At 48.1% G+C, this 17128-nt stretch carries 19 protein-coding genes; 4 read left to right on the plus strand and 15 right to left on the minus strand.

Going from position 1 to position 17128, the window contains the following annotated elements:
* Positions 1 to 15: 15 nt before the first annotated feature.
* From acpS to rpoE, 11 genes are all read right to left on the minus strand, one after another.
* A complete protein-coding gene (gene acpS, locus L4C42_RS07035; protein ID WP_353497140.1) occupies positions 16 to 396 on the minus strand; it encodes a holo-ACP synthase in 381 nt (126 codons plus the stop codon).
* 37 nt (positions 397 to 433) lie between these two features.
* Positions 434 to 1168 (minus strand): pyridoxine 5'-phosphate synthase, encoded by a 735-nt coding sequence (pdxJ, locus tag L4C42_RS07040; RefSeq protein WP_353497141.1) that lies wholly within the window; start codon positions 1166 to 1168, stop codon positions 434 to 436.
* A gap of 17 nt (positions 1169 to 1185) precedes the next feature.
* Positions 1186 to 1884: a DNA repair protein RecO gene (gene recO / locus L4C42_RS07045; RefSeq protein ID WP_353497142.1), complete on the minus strand. Its 699-nt coding sequence runs from the start codon at positions 1882 to 1884 to the stop codon at positions 1186 to 1188.
* Positions 1885 to 1941: 57 nt separating this feature from the next.
* On the minus strand, positions 1942 to 2946 hold the full coding sequence (era, locus tag L4C42_RS07050) for a GTPase Era (RefSeq protein ID WP_353497143.1): 1005 nt from the start codon (positions 2944 to 2946) through the stop codon (positions 1942 to 1944).
* Positions 2939 to 3616, minus strand: coding sequence for a ribonuclease III (gene rnc, locus L4C42_RS07055; protein ID WP_353497144.1), 678 nt, complete (start codon positions 3614 to 3616; stop codon positions 2939 to 2941). The genes era and rnc overlap by 8 nt, the downstream gene beginning before the upstream one ends.
* A gap of 10 nt (positions 3617 to 3626) precedes the next feature.
* Positions 3627 to 4523 carry a signal peptidase I gene (gene lepB / locus L4C42_RS07060; protein ID WP_429759903.1) on the minus strand — a complete coding sequence of 299 codons (897 nt, stop codon included), beginning with the start codon at positions 4521 to 4523 and terminating at the stop codon, positions 3627 to 3629.
* A 102-nt stretch (positions 4524 to 4625) separates the two neighbouring features.
* A complete protein-coding gene (lepA, locus tag L4C42_RS07065) occupies positions 4626 to 6419 on the minus strand; it encodes a translation elongation factor 4 (protein ID WP_353497146.1) in 1794 nt (597 codons plus the stop codon).
* Between the two features lie 112 nt (positions 6420 to 6531).
* Positions 6532 to 7002 carry a SoxR reducing system RseC family protein gene (locus L4C42_RS07070; protein ID WP_353497147.1) on the minus strand — a complete coding sequence of 157 codons (471 nt, stop codon included), beginning with the start codon at positions 7000 to 7002 and terminating at the stop codon, positions 6532 to 6534.
* Positions 6999 to 7979, minus strand: coding sequence for a sigma-E factor regulatory protein RseB (rseB, locus tag L4C42_RS07075; RefSeq protein WP_353497148.1), 981 nt, complete (start codon positions 7977 to 7979; stop codon positions 6999 to 7001). The genes L4C42_RS07070 and rseB overlap by 4 nt, the downstream gene beginning before the upstream one ends.
* Positions 7976 to 8602, minus strand: a complete 627-nt coding sequence (locus L4C42_RS07080) for an RseA family anti-sigma factor (RefSeq protein WP_353497149.1) — start codon at positions 8600 to 8602, stop codon at positions 7976 to 7978. The genes rseB and L4C42_RS07080 overlap by 4 nt, the downstream gene beginning before the upstream one ends.
* Before the next feature lie 14 nt (positions 8603 to 8616).
* Complete coding sequence (gene rpoE, locus L4C42_RS07085) at positions 8617 to 9195, minus strand: RNA polymerase sigma factor RpoE (protein ID WP_103882021.1); 579 nt, start codon at positions 9193 to 9195, stop codon at positions 8617 to 8619.
* A gap of 372 nt (positions 9196 to 9567) precedes the next feature.
* Here rpoE and nadB point away from each other — a divergent pair, with 372 nt between their 5' ends.
* Positions 9568 to 11169: an L-aspartate oxidase gene (nadB, locus tag L4C42_RS07090; RefSeq protein ID WP_353497150.1), complete on the plus strand. Its 1602-nt coding sequence runs from the start codon at positions 9568 to 9570 to the stop codon at positions 11167 to 11169.
* 54 nt (positions 11170 to 11223) lie between these two features.
* Here the strand turns inward: nadB and L4C42_RS07095 are convergent, their stop codons facing one another.
* On the minus strand, positions 11224 to 11604 hold the full coding sequence (locus L4C42_RS07095; protein WP_429759906.1) for a hypothetical protein: 381 nt from the start codon (positions 11602 to 11604) through the stop codon (positions 11224 to 11226).
* Between the two features lie 9 nt (positions 11605 to 11613).
* Positions 11614 to 11874 carry an FAD assembly factor SdhE gene (locus L4C42_RS07100; protein WP_353497152.1) on the minus strand — a complete coding sequence of 87 codons (261 nt, stop codon included), beginning with the start codon at positions 11872 to 11874 and terminating at the stop codon, positions 11614 to 11616.
* Positions 11875 to 12117: 243 nt separating this feature from the next.
* Between L4C42_RS07100 and ygfZ the strand changes: the two genes are divergently transcribed.
* The 3 genes from ygfZ to L4C42_RS07115 all read left to right on the plus strand — a co-directional run bounded on the left by ygfZ (position 12118) and on the right by L4C42_RS07115 (position 14544).
* The gene (gene ygfZ / locus L4C42_RS07105; protein ID WP_353497153.1) at positions 12118 to 13086 is read left to right on the plus strand and encodes a tRNA-modifying protein YgfZ; all 969 of its coding nucleotides are present in this window, start codon (positions 12118 to 12120) and stop codon (positions 13084 to 13086) included.
* A gap of 17 nt (positions 13087 to 13103) precedes the next feature.
* Positions 13104 to 13583 (plus strand): aminoacyl-tRNA deacylase, encoded by a 480-nt coding sequence (locus L4C42_RS07110; protein ID WP_418642258.1) that lies wholly within the window; start codon positions 13104 to 13106, stop codon positions 13581 to 13583.
* 754 nt (positions 13584 to 14337) lie between these two features.
* Positions 14338 to 14544, plus strand: coding sequence for a DUF1107 domain-containing protein (locus L4C42_RS07115; protein WP_353497154.1), 207 nt, complete (start codon positions 14338 to 14340; stop codon positions 14542 to 14544).
* Positions 14545 to 14675: 131 nt separating this feature from the next.
* On the opposite strand, the gene L4C42_RS07120 is transcribed toward L4C42_RS07115, so the two are convergent.
* Both L4C42_RS07120 and ubiH read right to left on the minus strand, forming a co-directional pair.
* Positions 14676 to 15896, minus strand: a complete 1221-nt coding sequence (locus L4C42_RS07120) for an FAD-dependent 2-octaprenylphenol hydroxylase (RefSeq protein ID WP_418641948.1) — start codon at positions 15894 to 15896, stop codon at positions 14676 to 14678.
* Between the two features lie 7 nt (positions 15897 to 15903).
* Entirely contained in the window at positions 15904 to 17097 is a 1194-nt protein-coding gene (gene ubiH / locus L4C42_RS07125; protein ID WP_429759909.1) for a 2-octaprenyl-6-methoxyphenyl hydroxylase, read from the minus strand.
* Positions 17098 to 17128: the final 31 nt, after the last annotated feature.

Raw genomic sequence — 17128 nt, forward strand, 5'->3', positions numbered from 1 at the left:
AACGCCTAGATCGTTCTAGCTTTCTAATATAACCGTTGCAACAGCGTAGTGTCGCTCATCAGAAATAGAGAGGTGGTTAGAGACCACCCCCATAGAAGCCGCAATCTGTGCGGCTTTTTTATTGAGCGTTAGGATGGGCTTGCCGTGCTCATCGTTGGACACTTCAAAGTCGTGAAATGTCACCCCATGGGCAATACCGGTACCGAGCGCCTTAGAGGCGGCTTCTTTGACAGCAAAGCGCTTCGCTAGAAAGCGCCCTTGTTGCTTTAGATTTTGGAACTGAATCAGTTCATTGTCAGTCAAGATACGCTTAGCAAACGCCTCACCCGTTCGTGATAACGCCTTTTCTACACGCTCGATTTCCGCAATGTCTGTTCCAAGCCCTAAGATTGCCACTCAATATAGCCTCTACTCGTTATTTACCGCGCGCGGATTAACCGTGGCGCGCCGCTTCCATGACCGCTTTCATGTCGGCAACGGCTTTATGAAGACCATCAAACACAGCGCGGCCAATAATTGAGTGACCAATGTTCAACTCGTAGATCTCTGGCAATGCCGCGATAGGACCAACGTTGTGGTAAGTCAGGCCGTGACCCGCGTTAACCGTGATACCGATGTCAGCCGCGTAGCTTGCACCAGCCGCGATCTTCTTCAGTTCGTCTTGTTGATCCTCTTCGGTTTCTGCATCCGCGTAGTGACCGGTGTGAAGTTCGATAAATGGCGCACCTGCTGCTTTCGACGCATCGATCTGCTCGCGGTCAGCATCGATAAACAGAGACACTTTAATGCCAGCTGCCGTAAGCTTCTCTGTCGCTGCTTTGATTTTCTCAAACTGACCTTTAACGTCTAGACCACCTTCAGTAGTAAGTTCTTCACGCTTCTCTGGTACCAGACACACGAATTCAGGCTTAGTTTTTAACGCGATGTCGATCATCTCATCGGTCACTGCCATTTCTAGGTTCATGCGAGTCTGAAGCGTTTCACGCAAGATACGCACGTCGCGGTCTAGAATGTGGCGGCGGTCTTCACGAAGGTGAATCGTGATGCCGTCGGCACCGGCACGCTCAGCAATTTCTGCTGCGTGTACTGGGTCTGGATACTTAGTACCGCGAGCATTACGTAGGGTCGCGATATGGTCAATATTGATACCTAAAAGGATAGAACTCATCGATGATTACTCCATGATCAGGACTGCTTCACTCGAAACAGCTCCCTGCTTTTTAATGGTTTTCCGCCAAGATACGGCTTTAATGCTATGCGTGTAAAGCGTTTTGCCGCTTGTAACTGTGTTTTACTCAGGAAACGTCGCTCACTGATGGCAATGAGCTCTTCACCTAAAAAGGTCAGGTTGTCTCTCCGCACACTGGCAATGAATCCCTTCTGCTCCCGATAACGATAAGTCATTGTCGGATCTATAGGTTCGCCGGTACCAGCACAATGCAAGAAGTCTACACCGTATCCCATTGCAGAAAGGAGAGCGAGTTCAAAACGCCGCAAGGCAGGTTCAGGATTGGTATTATGGGCGAGCTCTGTTAAAGCTTGAAGATAGTCGTGAAATAATTCAGGAAACGGGATCTCACTTGCCAACACGCGAGCAATCAGCTCATTCACGTACATGGCAGAATAGAGGTTCACACCGGTTAACGGCAGACCAAGACTGATGGCTTCCGCTTGCCTCAATGTCTTCATTGAGCCATTGCCGGACCACTTTAACAGTAATGGGGTAAAAGGCTGTAGAGCGCCTTTGAGGTTCGAGCGCTTACTTCGAGCGCCTTTGGAAAGCAGCGTGACGCGACCAAATTCCTCACTAAATACATCGAGTATTAAGCTCGATTCACTGTAAGGTCTTCGATGCAAAACAAAGCAGCGTTGCAATCCATCCATAGGTCATATTCTGTCTAAAAGGGATCAGAGCGGCTGGTGCCACTCTGATCTACGGTATTATTTATTTTCGATATCGTCGATGTAGCCAAGAGAGCGCAGCGCACGCTCATCATCAGCCCAACCTGATTTCACTTTTACCCAGGTCTCTAGATACACTTTACGATCGAACAGCTCTTCCATATCAAGACGAGCTTCACGGCCGATAGTTTTGATTTTCTCGCCACCCTTACCGATCACCATCTTCTTCTGGCCACTACGCTCAACAAGAATCAGCGCATTGATGTGGAAACCATCCGTATCAGGGTTGTAATCAAAGCGTTCAACCTCAACCGTCACCGAGTAAGGGAGCTCGTCACCCGTGAATCGCATCAGCTTTTCACGCAGAATTTCAGACGCCATGAAACGTTGAGAACGGTCAGTCACGTACTCTTCAGGGAAGTGGTGAACCGCTTCAGGAAGGTGGTTGCGAACGTGTTGACGAATCACGTCGATGTTTTTGCCGTGCTTAGCCGAAATCGGCACTACATCAACAAATTCCATTTTCTTGGTCATCTCTTGCATGTGCAGCATTACGTCGTTGCGATCTTTGACGTTGTCTACTTTGTTGATACATAAGATAACCGGGAAATTTGATTTACGTAGCTTGTTCAGCACCATCTCATCATCGTCAGTCCACTGCGTGCCATCAACAAGGAATAGCACTAAGTTCACATCACTTAAAGAGCTGTTTGCCGCACGGTTCATTAGACGGTTGATCGCGCGCTTCTCTTCAATGTGCAGACCCGGAGTGTCCACATAAATCGCTTGGTAGTCACCTTCGGTGTCCACACCCATGATGCGGTGACGCGTTGTCTGCGGTTTACGTGAGGTGATCGAGATTTTCTGTCCTAAGATGCGGTTTAGCAGCGTCGACTTACCCACGTTAGGGCGACCCACAATAGCGATAAAACCACAGTGTTGATCACCTGTGCTTTCTTGAGTTTCAGAGCTCGTTGACTCACTTGACGAAGCGAAGTACGCATCGAGATCGAATTCTTGATCAGAGTTTGGTTTATCAGACATTGGTCAGTTTCTCTAGAGCCAGTTCCGCAGCCGCTTGTTCTGCCTTGCGGCGGCTGGTGCCTTTGCCGATAACAGGCTTATCCACACCTGCTATTTCACAGGAAACGGTAAACTCTTGGTTATGCGCTTCCCCTTTAATATTAGTCACTGTATAGACAGGGAGTGGTTTTCTTCGACCTTGTAGAAACTCTTGTAGGCGAGTTTTCGGATCTTTTTGCGACACACCGGGCTGGATCGCTTCAAGGCGCGACTGATACCAGCTCAATACAATACCGCGAACCATCTCGACATCGCTATCAAGATAAATTGCACCAATGATCGCTTCAACAGCATCAGCCAAGATGGAGTCACGACGGAATCCGCCACTTTTCAGCTCGCCTGGACCTAATTTTAAGTAATCTCCCAAGACGAATTCACGCCCTAGCTCAGCCAGAGTGTTACCTCTAACCAAGGTGGCACGCATTCGACTCATGTCCCCTTCGTTTACCTTAGGAAAACGATGGTAAAGATCGTCAGCAATGACAAAACTTAAAATTGAATCGCCCAGAAATTCTAGTCGTTCGTTATGGTTGCCGTGGGCGCTGCGGTGAGTCAGCGCCAGCATCAACAGCTCGCTATCATTGAACTGATAGCCGAGCTTTTTTTCTAAAAGTTTAATAGGAGAATTCATGCTCTCTCGTTCAGTCTATTCCACCGATGCGATTAAATCTGACACCAGTTGGGATCCATGTAGGCAGAATGCTATCTGCACCACGTTCAAATTCGAAGCTAATCCAAATGCCCACGGCTTTGCCTACTAGGTTGCCTTCTGGCACAAAGCCCCAGTAACGACTGTCGGCACTATTGTCACGGTTATCACCCATCACAAAGTACTGACCTTCTGGCACAACCCATTCGTTCACGCCGTTGCGAGGCTGATATTGATCAACACGGTCGCGACGCAGTGGATTCACCAGTACTTGGTGACCGACTTCACCCAGCTTTTCATCCATTTGGATAAGCGGGATACCATTTTGGATAAACGGACTGTCTTGGACATTAGACAGCTTAACCGGCTTACAGCTTGACTCACCAGGACGCTGAATACAGATATCCTTACGAGCGCTGTAACGAACCGTATCACCCGGCAGGCCAACCACACGCTTAATGTAGTCAATGTTTGGCTGCGGTGGGTACTTAAATACGACAACATCGCCTCGCTCAGGTTTGCCAGTTTCAACCAACTGAGTTCGCCATACTGGATCTTTTAGTCCATAGGCATACTTCTCAACTAGGATGAAATCACCAACCAGTAGTGTTGGCATCATTGAGCCTGATGGGATTTGGAACGGTTCGTAGATGAACGAACGCAGCACCAAAACAAAGGCAATTACAGGGAAAATTGAAACACTATTCTCAACAAACCAAGATGGAGCGACCGCTTTGTTTGCTGTCTCTTCATCAATTTGATTTGCTTGCGCTTGGATACCCGCCAGCTTCTGCTGACGCTGCTTTCTCAATACGAGCTTATCCAAAACCCAAACAACACCAGTCACTAACGTCACGATGACGAGGATCAATGAGAAGGTATTAGCCATTCAATTCCCTTAATTTTCGTATCTTTAAAAATAACGAAAGTGAAAGCACTCACTGAGCACTTTCACTTCTGCTGTATTATGTCGCCACGTCAGGCAAAAGGATTAGTCTTTGCCTACGTGTAGAATCGCAAGGAACGCTTCTTGAGGCAGCTCGACGTTACCGATCTGCTTCATACGCTTCTTACCTTCTTTCTGTTTCTTCAACAGTTTCTTCTTACGGCTCACGTCACCACCGTAACATTTCGCGATTACGTTTTTACGTAACTGTTTCACAGTAGAACGCGCAATGATGTGGTTACCGATCGCAGCCTGAATCGCAATATCGAACATCTGACGAGGGATGAACTCTTTCATCTTCTCAACCAATTGGCGACCACGAGTCTGAGATTGATCTTTGTGAGTAATGATTGCTAGTGCGTCTACCGTATCGCCGTTCAGCAGTACGTCCACACGCACCATGTTCGACGCTTCAAAACGCTGGAAGTTGTAGTCCAGTGATGCATAACCACGAGACGTCGACTTCAGACGATCAAAGAAGTCGAGTACGACTTCTGCCATCGGGATATCGTAAGTCACAGCAACTTGATTACCGTGATAAACCATATCTACCTGAGAGCCACGTTTCTCAACACAAAGCGTAATGACGTTACCTAGGTAATCTGATGGTACCAGGATATTACAACGCGCAATTGGCTCACGGATTTCTTCGATATCGTTGATTGCCGGCAGTTTCGCTGGACTATCAACATAGTGAAGTGAACCGTCAGTTTTCTCTACTTCGTAAACTACCGTCGGCGCTGTCGTAATCAGGTCTAGGTCGTATTCACGCTCTAAACGCTCTTGGATGATCTCCATGTGAAGCATACCCAAGAAGCCACAACGGAAACCGAAACCAAGTGCAGCTGAACTTTCTGGCTCATAGAACAGTGACGCATCGTTTAGGCTAAGTTTGCCTAGTGCATCGCGGAAGTTTTCGTAATCATCAGACGATACAGGGAATAGACCCGCGTATACCTGAGGTTTTACTTTTTGGAAGCCTGGTAGTGCAACTTCACAGCCATTCTTAGCCGTAGTCAGTGTATCACCTACTGGCGCGCCAAGGATGTCTTTGATACCACATACAACCCAGCCAACTTCACCAGTGTTAAGCTCTGTCGTGTCAATCTGCTTTGGTGTGAAAATACCTAAACGATCTACACCCCAAACTTGCCCAGTGCTCATCACTTTGATCTTGTCATTCTTCTTCAGTTTGCCGTTTTTAATACGAACCAAAGAAACAACACCTAAGTAGTTATCGAACCAAGAGTCAATGATAAGCGCTTGCAGTGGATCTTCTGGGTTGCCTTCTGGCGCTGGGATCGCTTTTACGATCTCTTCAAGAACGTCGTCAACACCCAGACCGGTCTTCGCAGAACAGCGAACCGCTTCCATCGCGTCGATACCGACGATCTCTTCGATCTCTTCAGCAACGCGCTCTGGCTCTGCCGCTGGAAGATCGATCTTGTTGAGAATTGGAACTACTTCAAGTTCCATTTCAATCGCCGTGTAGCAGTTAGCCAGTGTCTGAGCTTCAACGCCCTGACCCGCATCAACAACCAGTAGTGCGCCTTCACAGGCAGCCAATGAACGTGATACTTCGTACGAGAAGTCAACGTGTCCTGGAGTGTCGATAAAGTTTAGCTGATAGGTTTCCCCATCTTTCGCCGTGTAATCCAGAGTAACACTCTGAGCTTTAATCGTGATACCGCGCTCGCGCTCTAGATCCATAGAATCAAGAACCTGTGCCGCCATTTCACGGTCGCTTAAGCCGCCGCAAACTTGGATCAAACGGTCAGACAGCGTCGACTTACCGTGGTCAATGTGGGCGATAATAGAAAAGTTACGAATGTGCTTCATAGATTTGGTGTAGCTAAACTCTTAAACAATTAGGGAATGAAATAGCGGAAAAAACACGCATTTCAATTAAGTTGGCAGATTCTACCCAATTTCGTTGCGGTTCGCACCTTATTTAGGCAATGGACTGCCCGAGCACCCGCACCAATTCAACCTGTTGGTGCGATGCTGCTTCCATTGGTGACACCCATTTTTTCGCGAGTCGGAAACCAAGGTAAGCAGAAACTGCTGAAAAACCAATCACCACCAGCTCACTACCGCCAAGCAGTGGCGCCAGCCACAACTGGCCAGCCATCGCGCCTAAAAATAGAAAAAGCAGGGGCAATAAATAGATCAATGCCGCCGATTGCAGCAGACTTTTCTCTGGAAACGCAATTTCAACAACATCGCCAGGGTTGACGGTTTTGGAGGTCAGTAGATGCCAGCTCAGTTGCTTGTTTCCGACCGCTTTAGTGACTATACCGGTTCCACAACTGTTTTTTGATTGGCAAGAGCTGCAACTGGTTTGTTGGTCGCAGCTCAATTTAACTTGGTAACGATGACCACGGCTTTTAACCGAGGTCACCGTTGCAAGAGCGGTCATCATGGGGTTACGCCTTCATCTGCTTGCTGTACTTTGTTCAGTTTAACAGATTGTGCGATACGCTGCGCGGTGGCAGGAGGAATGTCGCCAACCACAGAGACCTGCATGTCTCCAGTGACAATGCTGTGCACTGTGCGGCGTCCTTGGCGAATTAACTGGCCTTTCATCGAGTTACTGTCTCGATCTGAGACATACACAGAGAAGCTAAATAAGCCATCGGTGTACATTTGACTCTCCACCACATCTTCAGTGGCGATCATGCGATAACGATTAAGATCTTTCGGAGTAAAGCCACTTGGTACCCAACCAACTTGCCAGAAGGTTTGTTCGATATTGCCTTTTGGCAGCGACAATACCGCAGGCAGTTGTACTTCATCGAGTGAGCTAAGCATGGTCGCGATGTGGTCGTTGATGGAGTATGAAATCACACGATACTGTTCGAGGATCTCACCATCTCGGTCGAGAAGATCAGCGCGCAATGGAAGCTTGCTTTTTTCATCCACCCACAACACATAGGAGTAGCGAAGACCGTCTTTTGGTACCACACGAAATACTTGTGCCGCCGCTCCAGCTTCTCTGGCACGGCCAACGCGAACATAGTCGTAATACTGGCTCAGTTTTTTGATATCACTGTTAAGCAGTGGCATCAAAGGTGCCACCATCTTGCCCGACTCTATTGTGAACGGATCGGCGCCAGGTTCGATGTAGCTGACTTCGTTGCCACGGCGGATAACCTCGCGAACCGGGCCACTCAAGTAAACCAAATGCGCCAATTGCTGCTCTTCATGCCTCGCATGTCGATACAACAAAGGCTCAATACTGTTCTTTTTGATCAGGATATAGGACAGTTCGTAGTTCAATTGCTGACTGGCGTCATTCATTTGATGCAATAAAGCCTCTACAGAAGATTGCTCTTCTGCAAAGGCCGAGTTAGCAAACAAACTGAACAGCAATAACGAACTGGTCAGAAGTTTTTTCATTCAATTACCGATTCTGTATCCGTAGTCAGAGACGATTGATCGTCACTGTTTAAGCGTAGCTGTAGCTCATAGTCTTGAAGCAGAGCATTAATGCGGCGACGCTGCTCTTGCACGTTAGTGCTTTCATTCTGGTTAGTTCTCGCGACTGAATCACGAGTCAAGCTTACCGGCTCTGCACTACCCGCAAATGGGATAGTTTGCAAAACAGGTAGCTGCTCAATTTCAGGTTGCGTTGCATCTTGTCCAGAGAACTGCTGCACACCTAAAATAACGGCGAGCGATACACACGCTGCAATGCCCACTTGGCCAAACTGAGTTAACCATGCAGGTAGCTGACGTTTCGCTTGCGACGGTGTAGGTTGTGCCTCAATCGGCATCACTGTCTCTTTACTTACCGCTTGATGTGCTGGCTCATCATCGAGTGCCAGTGCGACGCTCTCAGCAATATTCCAATCCAAGCTCTGTGGCTCATCGCCACGCATTACATCACCGATTAGGTGGTAGTTTTGCCAGGTTTGTTTGCTCTCCTGATCATTCTCAAGCGCTTCGATTAGCGCGTCGTCGATCAGGTCTCCGTCCATGAATGCTGAAAGCTTCTGTTTGTCAGCCATTATATTCACCATAGTTGTAACTAGTTTTAGCGTTGAAGAAGAGGCTTAATCTTCTTCTCTACCGCTTCACGAGCACGGAAGATACGCGAACGTACCGTTCCTACTGGGCAATCCATTACTTCTGCAATCTCTTCGTAACTCAAACCATCGAGTTCACGAAGGGTCATTGCAGTCTTCAAATCTTCTGGTAACGCTTCAATTGCAGCGAAAACTGTTCGCTTCAATTCATTCGACAACGTTAAGTTCTCAGGGTTCGAAATTTCTTTCAAAGCGTTACCGGTTTCAAAAAATTCGGCATCTTCTGCGTCCACATCGCTGGCCGGTGGCCTGCGACTCTGCGCAACAATGTGGTTCTTTGCGGTGTTCACTGCTATGCGATACAACCAAGTATAGAAGGCGCTTTCACCTCTAAACGTTGGGATCGCACGATACGCTTTAATAAACGCTTCTTGGGCTATGTCCGCTACGTCGCCCGAATTGCTCACGTATCTTGATATGAGATTGCAAACCTTGTTTTGATAGCGCAAAACCAACAGGTTAAATGCTTGTTTATCTCCACTTTGAACGCGCTCAATCAACACCTGATCGGTCGGCTGCTCGTTCATGCGAGCGTTCACTCCTATTCGTTCTCACCCTTACCTTCTCAGATATGAGTATTAATTATGCATATTGTAGTCTTGACACCACCGCTAACATGAGCACTATTGTGACTCTATGCAAATGGGAAAGTTCAAAACTTTCTGGATTTTTTTGTTATTTGTCATTCACAATGTGATTTGGCGCCCACTACAATGGGCTCAACTCACTAGAATGGATTAGTTAACGCCACAACACAACGAGTTTTTCAACCCGTTCCACATGGCGGTAATCCAATTAGCAAGTGCCCTTCGCCAGCTGCATTACGCAGCTTCCTATCGTGCACTTTTAGCTGGGTAGAGTTTGCTAGCTCTACCATAGGTCAGGATTTTAATAGAATTATGAACACAAACCGAGAACATCTTTGTGATGTTTTAGTTATAGGAAGTGGCGCTGCTGGTCTTTCTCTCGCGCTACGAGTTGCTGAGCGCGGTAAGGTTATTGTTTTAAGTAAAGGGCCGTTGAGTGAAGGGGCAACCTATTACGCTCAAGGCGGTATTGCCGCAGTTTTCGACGAAGCCGACAGCATCGAGTCACACGTTAATGACACCAATATTGCCGGAGCTGGCCTGTGTGAAGAAGACACGGTGCAGTTTATTGCAGAAAACGCGAAAGAGTGCGTGCAATGGCTGATCGATGGCGGTGTTCCATTTGACCAAGTTGAAACCGAAAAGGACGAAGCACCTCGTTATCACTTAACGCGTGAAGGCGGACACAGCCATCGTCGTATTCTGCACGCAGCAGATGCAACGGGAATGGCGATGCAGACTACGCTGCAAGACAACGTGCAGAATCACCCAAACATCGAAATCTTTGAGCGCTACAACGCCCTTGATTTGATCACGGAAGATAAAGTGGGTGGCAGCAAAGACAAAGTTGTTGGTGCCTATATTTGGAACCGCAACCAAGAACACGTTGAAACCGTGCGCGCTAAGTTTGTCGTGCTGGCAACAGGCGGCGCATCAAAAGTGTACCAGTACACCTCAAACCCAGACGTTTCTTCAGGTGATGGTATTGCAATGGCATGGCGCTCTGGTTGCCGGGTTGCTAACCTAGAATTCAACCAATTTCACCCAACGTGTTTATTCCATCCAGACGCACGTAATTTCCTGCTAACCGAAGCGCTGCGAGGCGAAGGGGCTTACCTAAAACGCCCTGATGGCACCCGCTTTATGCCGGACTTTGATGAACGCGAAGAGCTAGCGCCGCGTGATGTGGTTGCTCGTGCTATAGACTTCGAGATGAAACGACTAGGTGCAGATTGCATGTATCTCGACATCAGTCATAAGCCGGAAGAGTTTATCATCAAGCACTTCCCAACCATTCACATGCGCTTGCAAGATCTCGGCATCGACATGACCAAAGAGCCGATCCCAATTGTTCCGGCGGCACACTACACCTGTGGTGGCGTCATCGTAAATAAGTCGGGTCGCACGGATCTTGAGCAGTTGTATGCGATTGGTGAGGTGAGCTACACCGGTCTTCACGGGGCAAACCGCATGGCGTCAAACTCACTGCTTGAGTGCGTGGTATACGCTTGGTCTGCGGCCAAAGACATCATGGAAAAATTCGACAGCGCAACTCATCCAGACACATTGCCAGCTTGGGATGAAAGCCAAGTCAGCTGCTCTGATGAAGAGGTCATCATTCAGCATAACTGGCACGAGCTGCGCCTGTTTATGTGGGATTACATGGGCATTGTACGCACTGATAAACGACTTGAGCGCGCACTGCGTCGTATTCAGTTACTTCAACAAGAAACTCATGAATACTACAGCCACTTCAAGGTATCGAACAACCTGCTAGAACTGCGTAACCTGCTGCAAGTTGCTGAGCTGATGGTTCGCTGTGCCATGCAACGTAAAGAAAGCCGCGGTCTGCACTACACGCTCGACTATCCTGAGATGCTAGAAAACAGTGGTCCAACGATTCTGGAGCCGTAATTAATCCTCCTAATCAAGTTAGAACCGAAAGCAGCCACCTCACTGGCTGCTTTTTTATTGCCACCCTTTTACCACTACCGCTAAATGCCGGTAACTTCGCTCTGTGGTGGCTGTACGCCAAATAAGCCGCCAACCGTGTTTAGCATCGTAGAGGGCAATCACCCATGATGATAAGGCGAGATTAAAATGCGCCTTATTTAGCCTTTCTTCATTAAGGTGCCACTTATCGTCTTTAAAGCGCAGACGCCCAGTGGCACAAGGCCGTATCATTGACGTCGACACAACCACACCCCATACCAATGGCAAGATCGCTAGAGGCAGAGGCGAAAAGAGAACGGCGAAACAAATCGAGAATTTGACTAGGCTATCAATAACCGAAGGAAGGGAACAAGAAGACAGGTGCAGGTCAAGATGAGGAACCTCGCCCTGCCCCATATAATTCGATTAGCGAACTTTACTTAAGTTGTGTGCCACGATTTTGTCGACCATCGACGCGTGACCTAGGTTTTCGCTACGCCCATGCCCCATCACCCAAGTGAACAAATCCGGGTCGTCGCATTCCAGCAGCGATACGAAGTCATGTTGCTCTTGGTCATTGAGAGTATCAAAGCACTCCTCAAAGAAAGGCATAATCACGACGTCGAGCTCCAACATACCTCTACGACACGCCCACTTGATGCGCGCTTTTTCTTCACTAGAGTACATTCTAATCTCCATCTACTACTCATTATTGGGCGAGTGTAACAAGCAAGTGCATGTCCCACCACACTCTGCATCACACAAACTCAACTTTGCTCACAAGATTTCGTGCAACAAGCCCTATTTGGGTTTCCAAGCTTATTGAACTATCCATTGATACTATATCCATTGACACTGAGCAGTTTAAGCTGACAAATGGTAACGTCGCGATTAACATATCAACCATGTATAACAAAGAGATCACAACCTATGGAATGGCAACCTAGCATTCAAGCACTATCCCTTACCCCAGAGACAACGCTTCCCGCACTGATGTTGACGCCGCTCAGCTCTTGGGGCGCGATTGAACTGACGGGTGATGACCGTAAGTCTTACCTTCAAGGTCAGGTGACCTGTGATGTGGTCTCATTGGAGGCACAGCAATCCACGCTAGGCGCTCATTGTGATGCAAAAGGTAAAGCCTGGAGTGTGTTTCGCTTGTTCCATACAGAACAAGGCTACGCGATGTTTCAGCCACTATCAGCGATTGGTCAAGAGTTAGTTGAGCTGAAAAAATACGCCATCTTCTCTAAAGTTGAATTCACCCAAAGCAGCAAAGCGTGCATCGGTGTGATGGGAGGGCAAGCTCAAACGTGGGTTGATGAGCATTTCCCATCAGCAGGTGACGTTAGACAGCAAAATGGCAGCAGTGCAGTACGCATTGATGAAAGGCGTTGGCTGGTACTGGCAAGCGATGAACTTATTGAATCCCTAGACGCTCAAGAGACTCAGTGGGTGCAAGAATCTATCTGGACTCAGTTCGACATTGATGCAGGGCTACCTACTCTGAGTGCAAAGCAACAAAACCAGCACATTCCTCAAGCGTTCAATCTACAGGCATTGGATGGTATCAGTTTTGCTAAAGGCTGTTACACCGGCCAAGAGACGGTCGCTCGAGCCAAATATCGCGGCATTAACAAACGCATGCTAGCGACACTCACTGGCCGTTTAACCGCAGCCGTGACTTGCGATGAGGAAATCATCATTGAACGCTCTGTCGGTGACAACTGGCGTAAAGCAGGCGATGTCCTTAGCGTATTCCAATACGATGACCACACATTTAAGGCGTCAATCATCATCAACAACAACCTAGATGACGACGTTGAATTCCGCCTAGCGTCTCAACCAGATAGCCGCCTGTCATTGTCACTTCCACCATATTCGCTCGATAGCGAATAAGCACAGTGTCTTCACTGATGACTGACGTACCCGAAATTGAAACTGCGATCACACAATATTTGACGCAAAATGGCATTCCATTTCGGGTACTGATGCAGCAGCGTGAAGCCGTGTCGATTGAAGACGCGGCAATGCTGCGAGGCATCACTCCCAACATGATGGTTAAAACCATGGTGTTGAGAGACATGGGGAATCACTATGCGCTAGCGTGCTGTCCAGGCGATCGCCAAATCGATCCTAAAAAGGTTCGAGCGGCACTGCAATCTAGGCGCATGACTTGCGTTGACAGCCAAGATATCGAATTGCTAACCGGCTACAAGCTTGGCACAGTAACGCCACTATTACTCAAAACCCCAATGCCCATCCTGTTTGACTCGACGCTAAAAGCAACGTCTACCATTACTATTAGCAGTGGCGAGCGTATTGCTGGCATCGAACTGGCTTTGGATGACCTCACCAGACAATGCTCACCACTCTGGAGCGACATCATTCGTTAATCGTTGTGACTCGCCTGCTTGCCAATCCAATGTCTATCGCCGTCAACGCCACCAGCGCGTAATTGTCCTAGCGTTAAATTTAGCGCTACAAAATGCAACATTTTGTCTACCAAGGATGATCAAGTGTGAACTTAGTCGGATTTTACCACACGCAACAATGAAAAGTTATACATTTATTCAGCATAAATAGTCACGACGTCAATTTTGCGTTATGGTGGTTTTGTGTCCAATTTAATCCCAAGGTTAAATTGAAACACACACTAGAGTGAATCTCTGCCTAGGGCAGTAACTCCACTTTTGTGTAATGCATCTGTGACATTTGGCCCGCTGTGCGGGCTTTTTTTTGTCTTGTTTTTCTCCCACATACTTTCCAATCCCATTCGGTCATGAATGTGTAAATTTGTATGTCAGATGACAACTTTTCTTGCTTTGTCCGGTCTATTAATACGTAACTATTGTGCGGCGGTTATAAAACCAACCATCGAGATCATGCGATATTGTTGATTCTCACTTTTCACCAGCTAGGCTACCAGAAACAATATTGAAGTAAGAATGGAAGCCCCCAGAATGAGCTTTTGTGCTAAGTATCACGTGGCATTGGCGATAAGTTAGAAGAAATGCAAAACGTAGCACAAAACAACAAAGTGACGCCAACAAGAGGGCAATTAAGCCTCCTTAATCACACAATTTAGTAAGGGTTTTATCTATAATTCCCGAGCTAGGACAACGTTAGGTACACTATAAGGAAGGTTAAATGAGACTGTTTAAGCGCTATACGCCAAGTATGATTGCTAAACACATAAGTCGATTGTTTAAGGGAAAGATCTACGTTTATGGACTCGGTGGCTTTGAGTTCGACAACGGCAAACTGATCATCCCTGAACGTGCAGAACAGCGCCATTTCAAAGCGGTAAAAGAGATCAACCAAGAAGTCATGAGACTGAGGTGCGCGTACGCCTAACTGAAATTTTAGTCAAACTTGCCACTGCGTCTCATCCTCATTTCGTTTCTACTACGCAAGCAAGAATACCACGCATTAAAAAGGACAGCTCAAGGCTGTCCTTTACGTTTCCTTCAATCAAACGCTGTTTATTAGTCTTGACTTACCAATGACTTAGCAAGCTCCGGCAGTCGACCTCGCATCCCAAGAGCTCGACTCATGATCTCTTGTTTCGCACCAGGTAACTGCCCGACCAGGCTCATACCAATACCACGGATCATTTTCTTCGCAGGATTATCACCTTCGAACAAGTCTTTAAAACCCTGCATCGCTGCGATCATTTTCGCCGCTTCGGCTTTACGCCAGCGCTCATACTCACGCAAATGACGCTTACGCCCCACATCTTTCCCTTCATGCCACAGCTTTTTCAGCTCTTGAGCTAGGCTTGCCGCATCCAGCAGACCTAAGTTAACCCCTTGTCCAGCAAGTGGGTGGATGGTATGCGCCGCGTCGCCGACTAGTGCTACACGCTCAGTTACAAAGTCACGAGCATATCGCATGGTAAGAGGGAATACACGACGTTCTGATTGCACCTGGCACAAACCCAAACGGCTATCAAACTCTGCCGTCAACGCTTTGTTGAACTCGGCATCAGACATCTTTGCCAGCTTTTCAGCGCGGGTAGGCTCAGTTGACCAAACGATGGAGCACAAGTTGTCTTCATTCATCGGCAAAAACGCCAGAGGGCCTTGAGAGGTGAACACCTGACGCGCCACTTTGGCATGATGATCTTCAGTGGTGATATTAGCCACGAGCGCACTGTGTCCATAGTCCCAGTGGGTAAGCGGAATATCTTGCTGCTTACGAACCCAAGAATTCGCGCCATCGGCACCGACAATTAGCTTGCTGGTAAACGACTGACCGTTGTCCAGTGTCGTCCAAACTTCACTTTCACCAATCGCCATCGACTGGCAACGATGTGGCATGAAGAGCGTCACATTGCTTTGTTGCTCGACTTGCTCGAGCAGCGCCAACTGAATGACCCTGTTTTCAACAATGTGGCCTAAGTTAGGCTGGGACATTTGACTCGCAGAAAACTCGATACGGGCAAAACTGTCTTGCTCCCAGACCTCCATCGCCTGATAAGGCGCATTGCGATGCTTGGCAATCGCTTCCCATGCGCCTAGGTTTTTGAGGATCATTTCACTGGCTCGGCTCAGTGCCGAGACACGAATATCAGGATCACCAGAGAGATCTTTTGAAGGCGTCGTGCCCTCGACAATCGCAATTCGCAACCCCGTATCTTTCAAAGCACGCGCTAACGCGAGTCCCACCATTCCGCCACCGACGATGGCGATATCAAAACTTTGCATCTTCGTATTACCTATTCACCACACCCAAAGCACGATTAAACACAGGTGTCTTAAGCCGTGGGAAATTGTCCATCATTGCCAATCCAAGATTTCGCGCCATCTTGAGCGTTAATAAATCATTGGAAAATACGCGCACCAAACCTGACGTCATAGTTATTGTGAGCTCTCGATCAGTCTGACGTTGCGCTTGAAACTTAGTTAGATTAGCGTAATCGCCCACATCTTTTCGGTTTTCAAGCAGCGATTCCACCAATGTCGCAACATCGCGAATGCCCAAGTTGAATCCTTGTCCAGCGATCGGGTGCAATGTCTGCGCCGCATTTCCCACCGCCGCAACGCGATGAGCAACGATTTGTGGTCTGTATCTCAACAAAAGCGGGTAGCTCACGACCGAACCGACACGAACAAAACGCCCCAGTCGCCAACCAAACGCTTCTTGAAGCGCATCTAAAAACTCATTGTCTGGCAACGCTTGTACCGACTTGGCCTGCTCTGGCGGCATGCACCACACGAGTGAGCTTCGCGATTGTGACATAGGCAGCAACGCAAGCGGGCCATGCTCGGTAAATCGCTCAAACGCTCGACCGCTTGGCGCTTCACTGGTTAGCACATTGGCGATAACGGCCACTTGCTCAAAATCTTGGGTATGCTGTTCTAGCCCTACCGCCTGACAAATAGCTGAATCCGCACCATCCGCTGCAACGACCAATTTCGCCTCTAGCTGCAAGGTTTCATCTTGAGGCGAGCGAATGTCAACGGTGACAGCTTGCTGATGCTGTACGACTTCACTCACAGAATAAGGACAGAATAAGTCAATGTGTTCGCGCTTAGCGAGTTCGTTATTAAAACGTCTACCTATCTCGGCAAGCTCAACAACGTAACCCATCGCATCAAGGCCTTCTTTATCGGCATAGAAGTCGGTCATGCCGGCATGACCACGGTCTGATACATGAATGTGAGTGATGGGTGTGGCATGATCCTCAATCACATGCCACAGGCCGTAACCTTTCAGGATCTCGACAGTACCATGTGACAAAGCAATAGACCGGGCATCAAACCCAGGATGAGTTGCATTGTCTTGTGCAAACGACTCGACAACCGCTATGTTGAGTGCATGATCAAAGCTAGTGTCCAGCGCCATAGCGAGCGTCGCTCCCGCCATCGCTCCACCAGCAATAACAACATCATACTTTTTGGGCACAGACTTTCTCCTTGTTCGCCAACCTGACCCG

This window comes from Vibrio wakamikoensis (assembly GCF_050337275.1).
Lineage (GTDB): Bacteria > Pseudomonadota > Gammaproteobacteria > Enterobacterales > Vibrionaceae > Vibrio > Vibrio chaetopteri.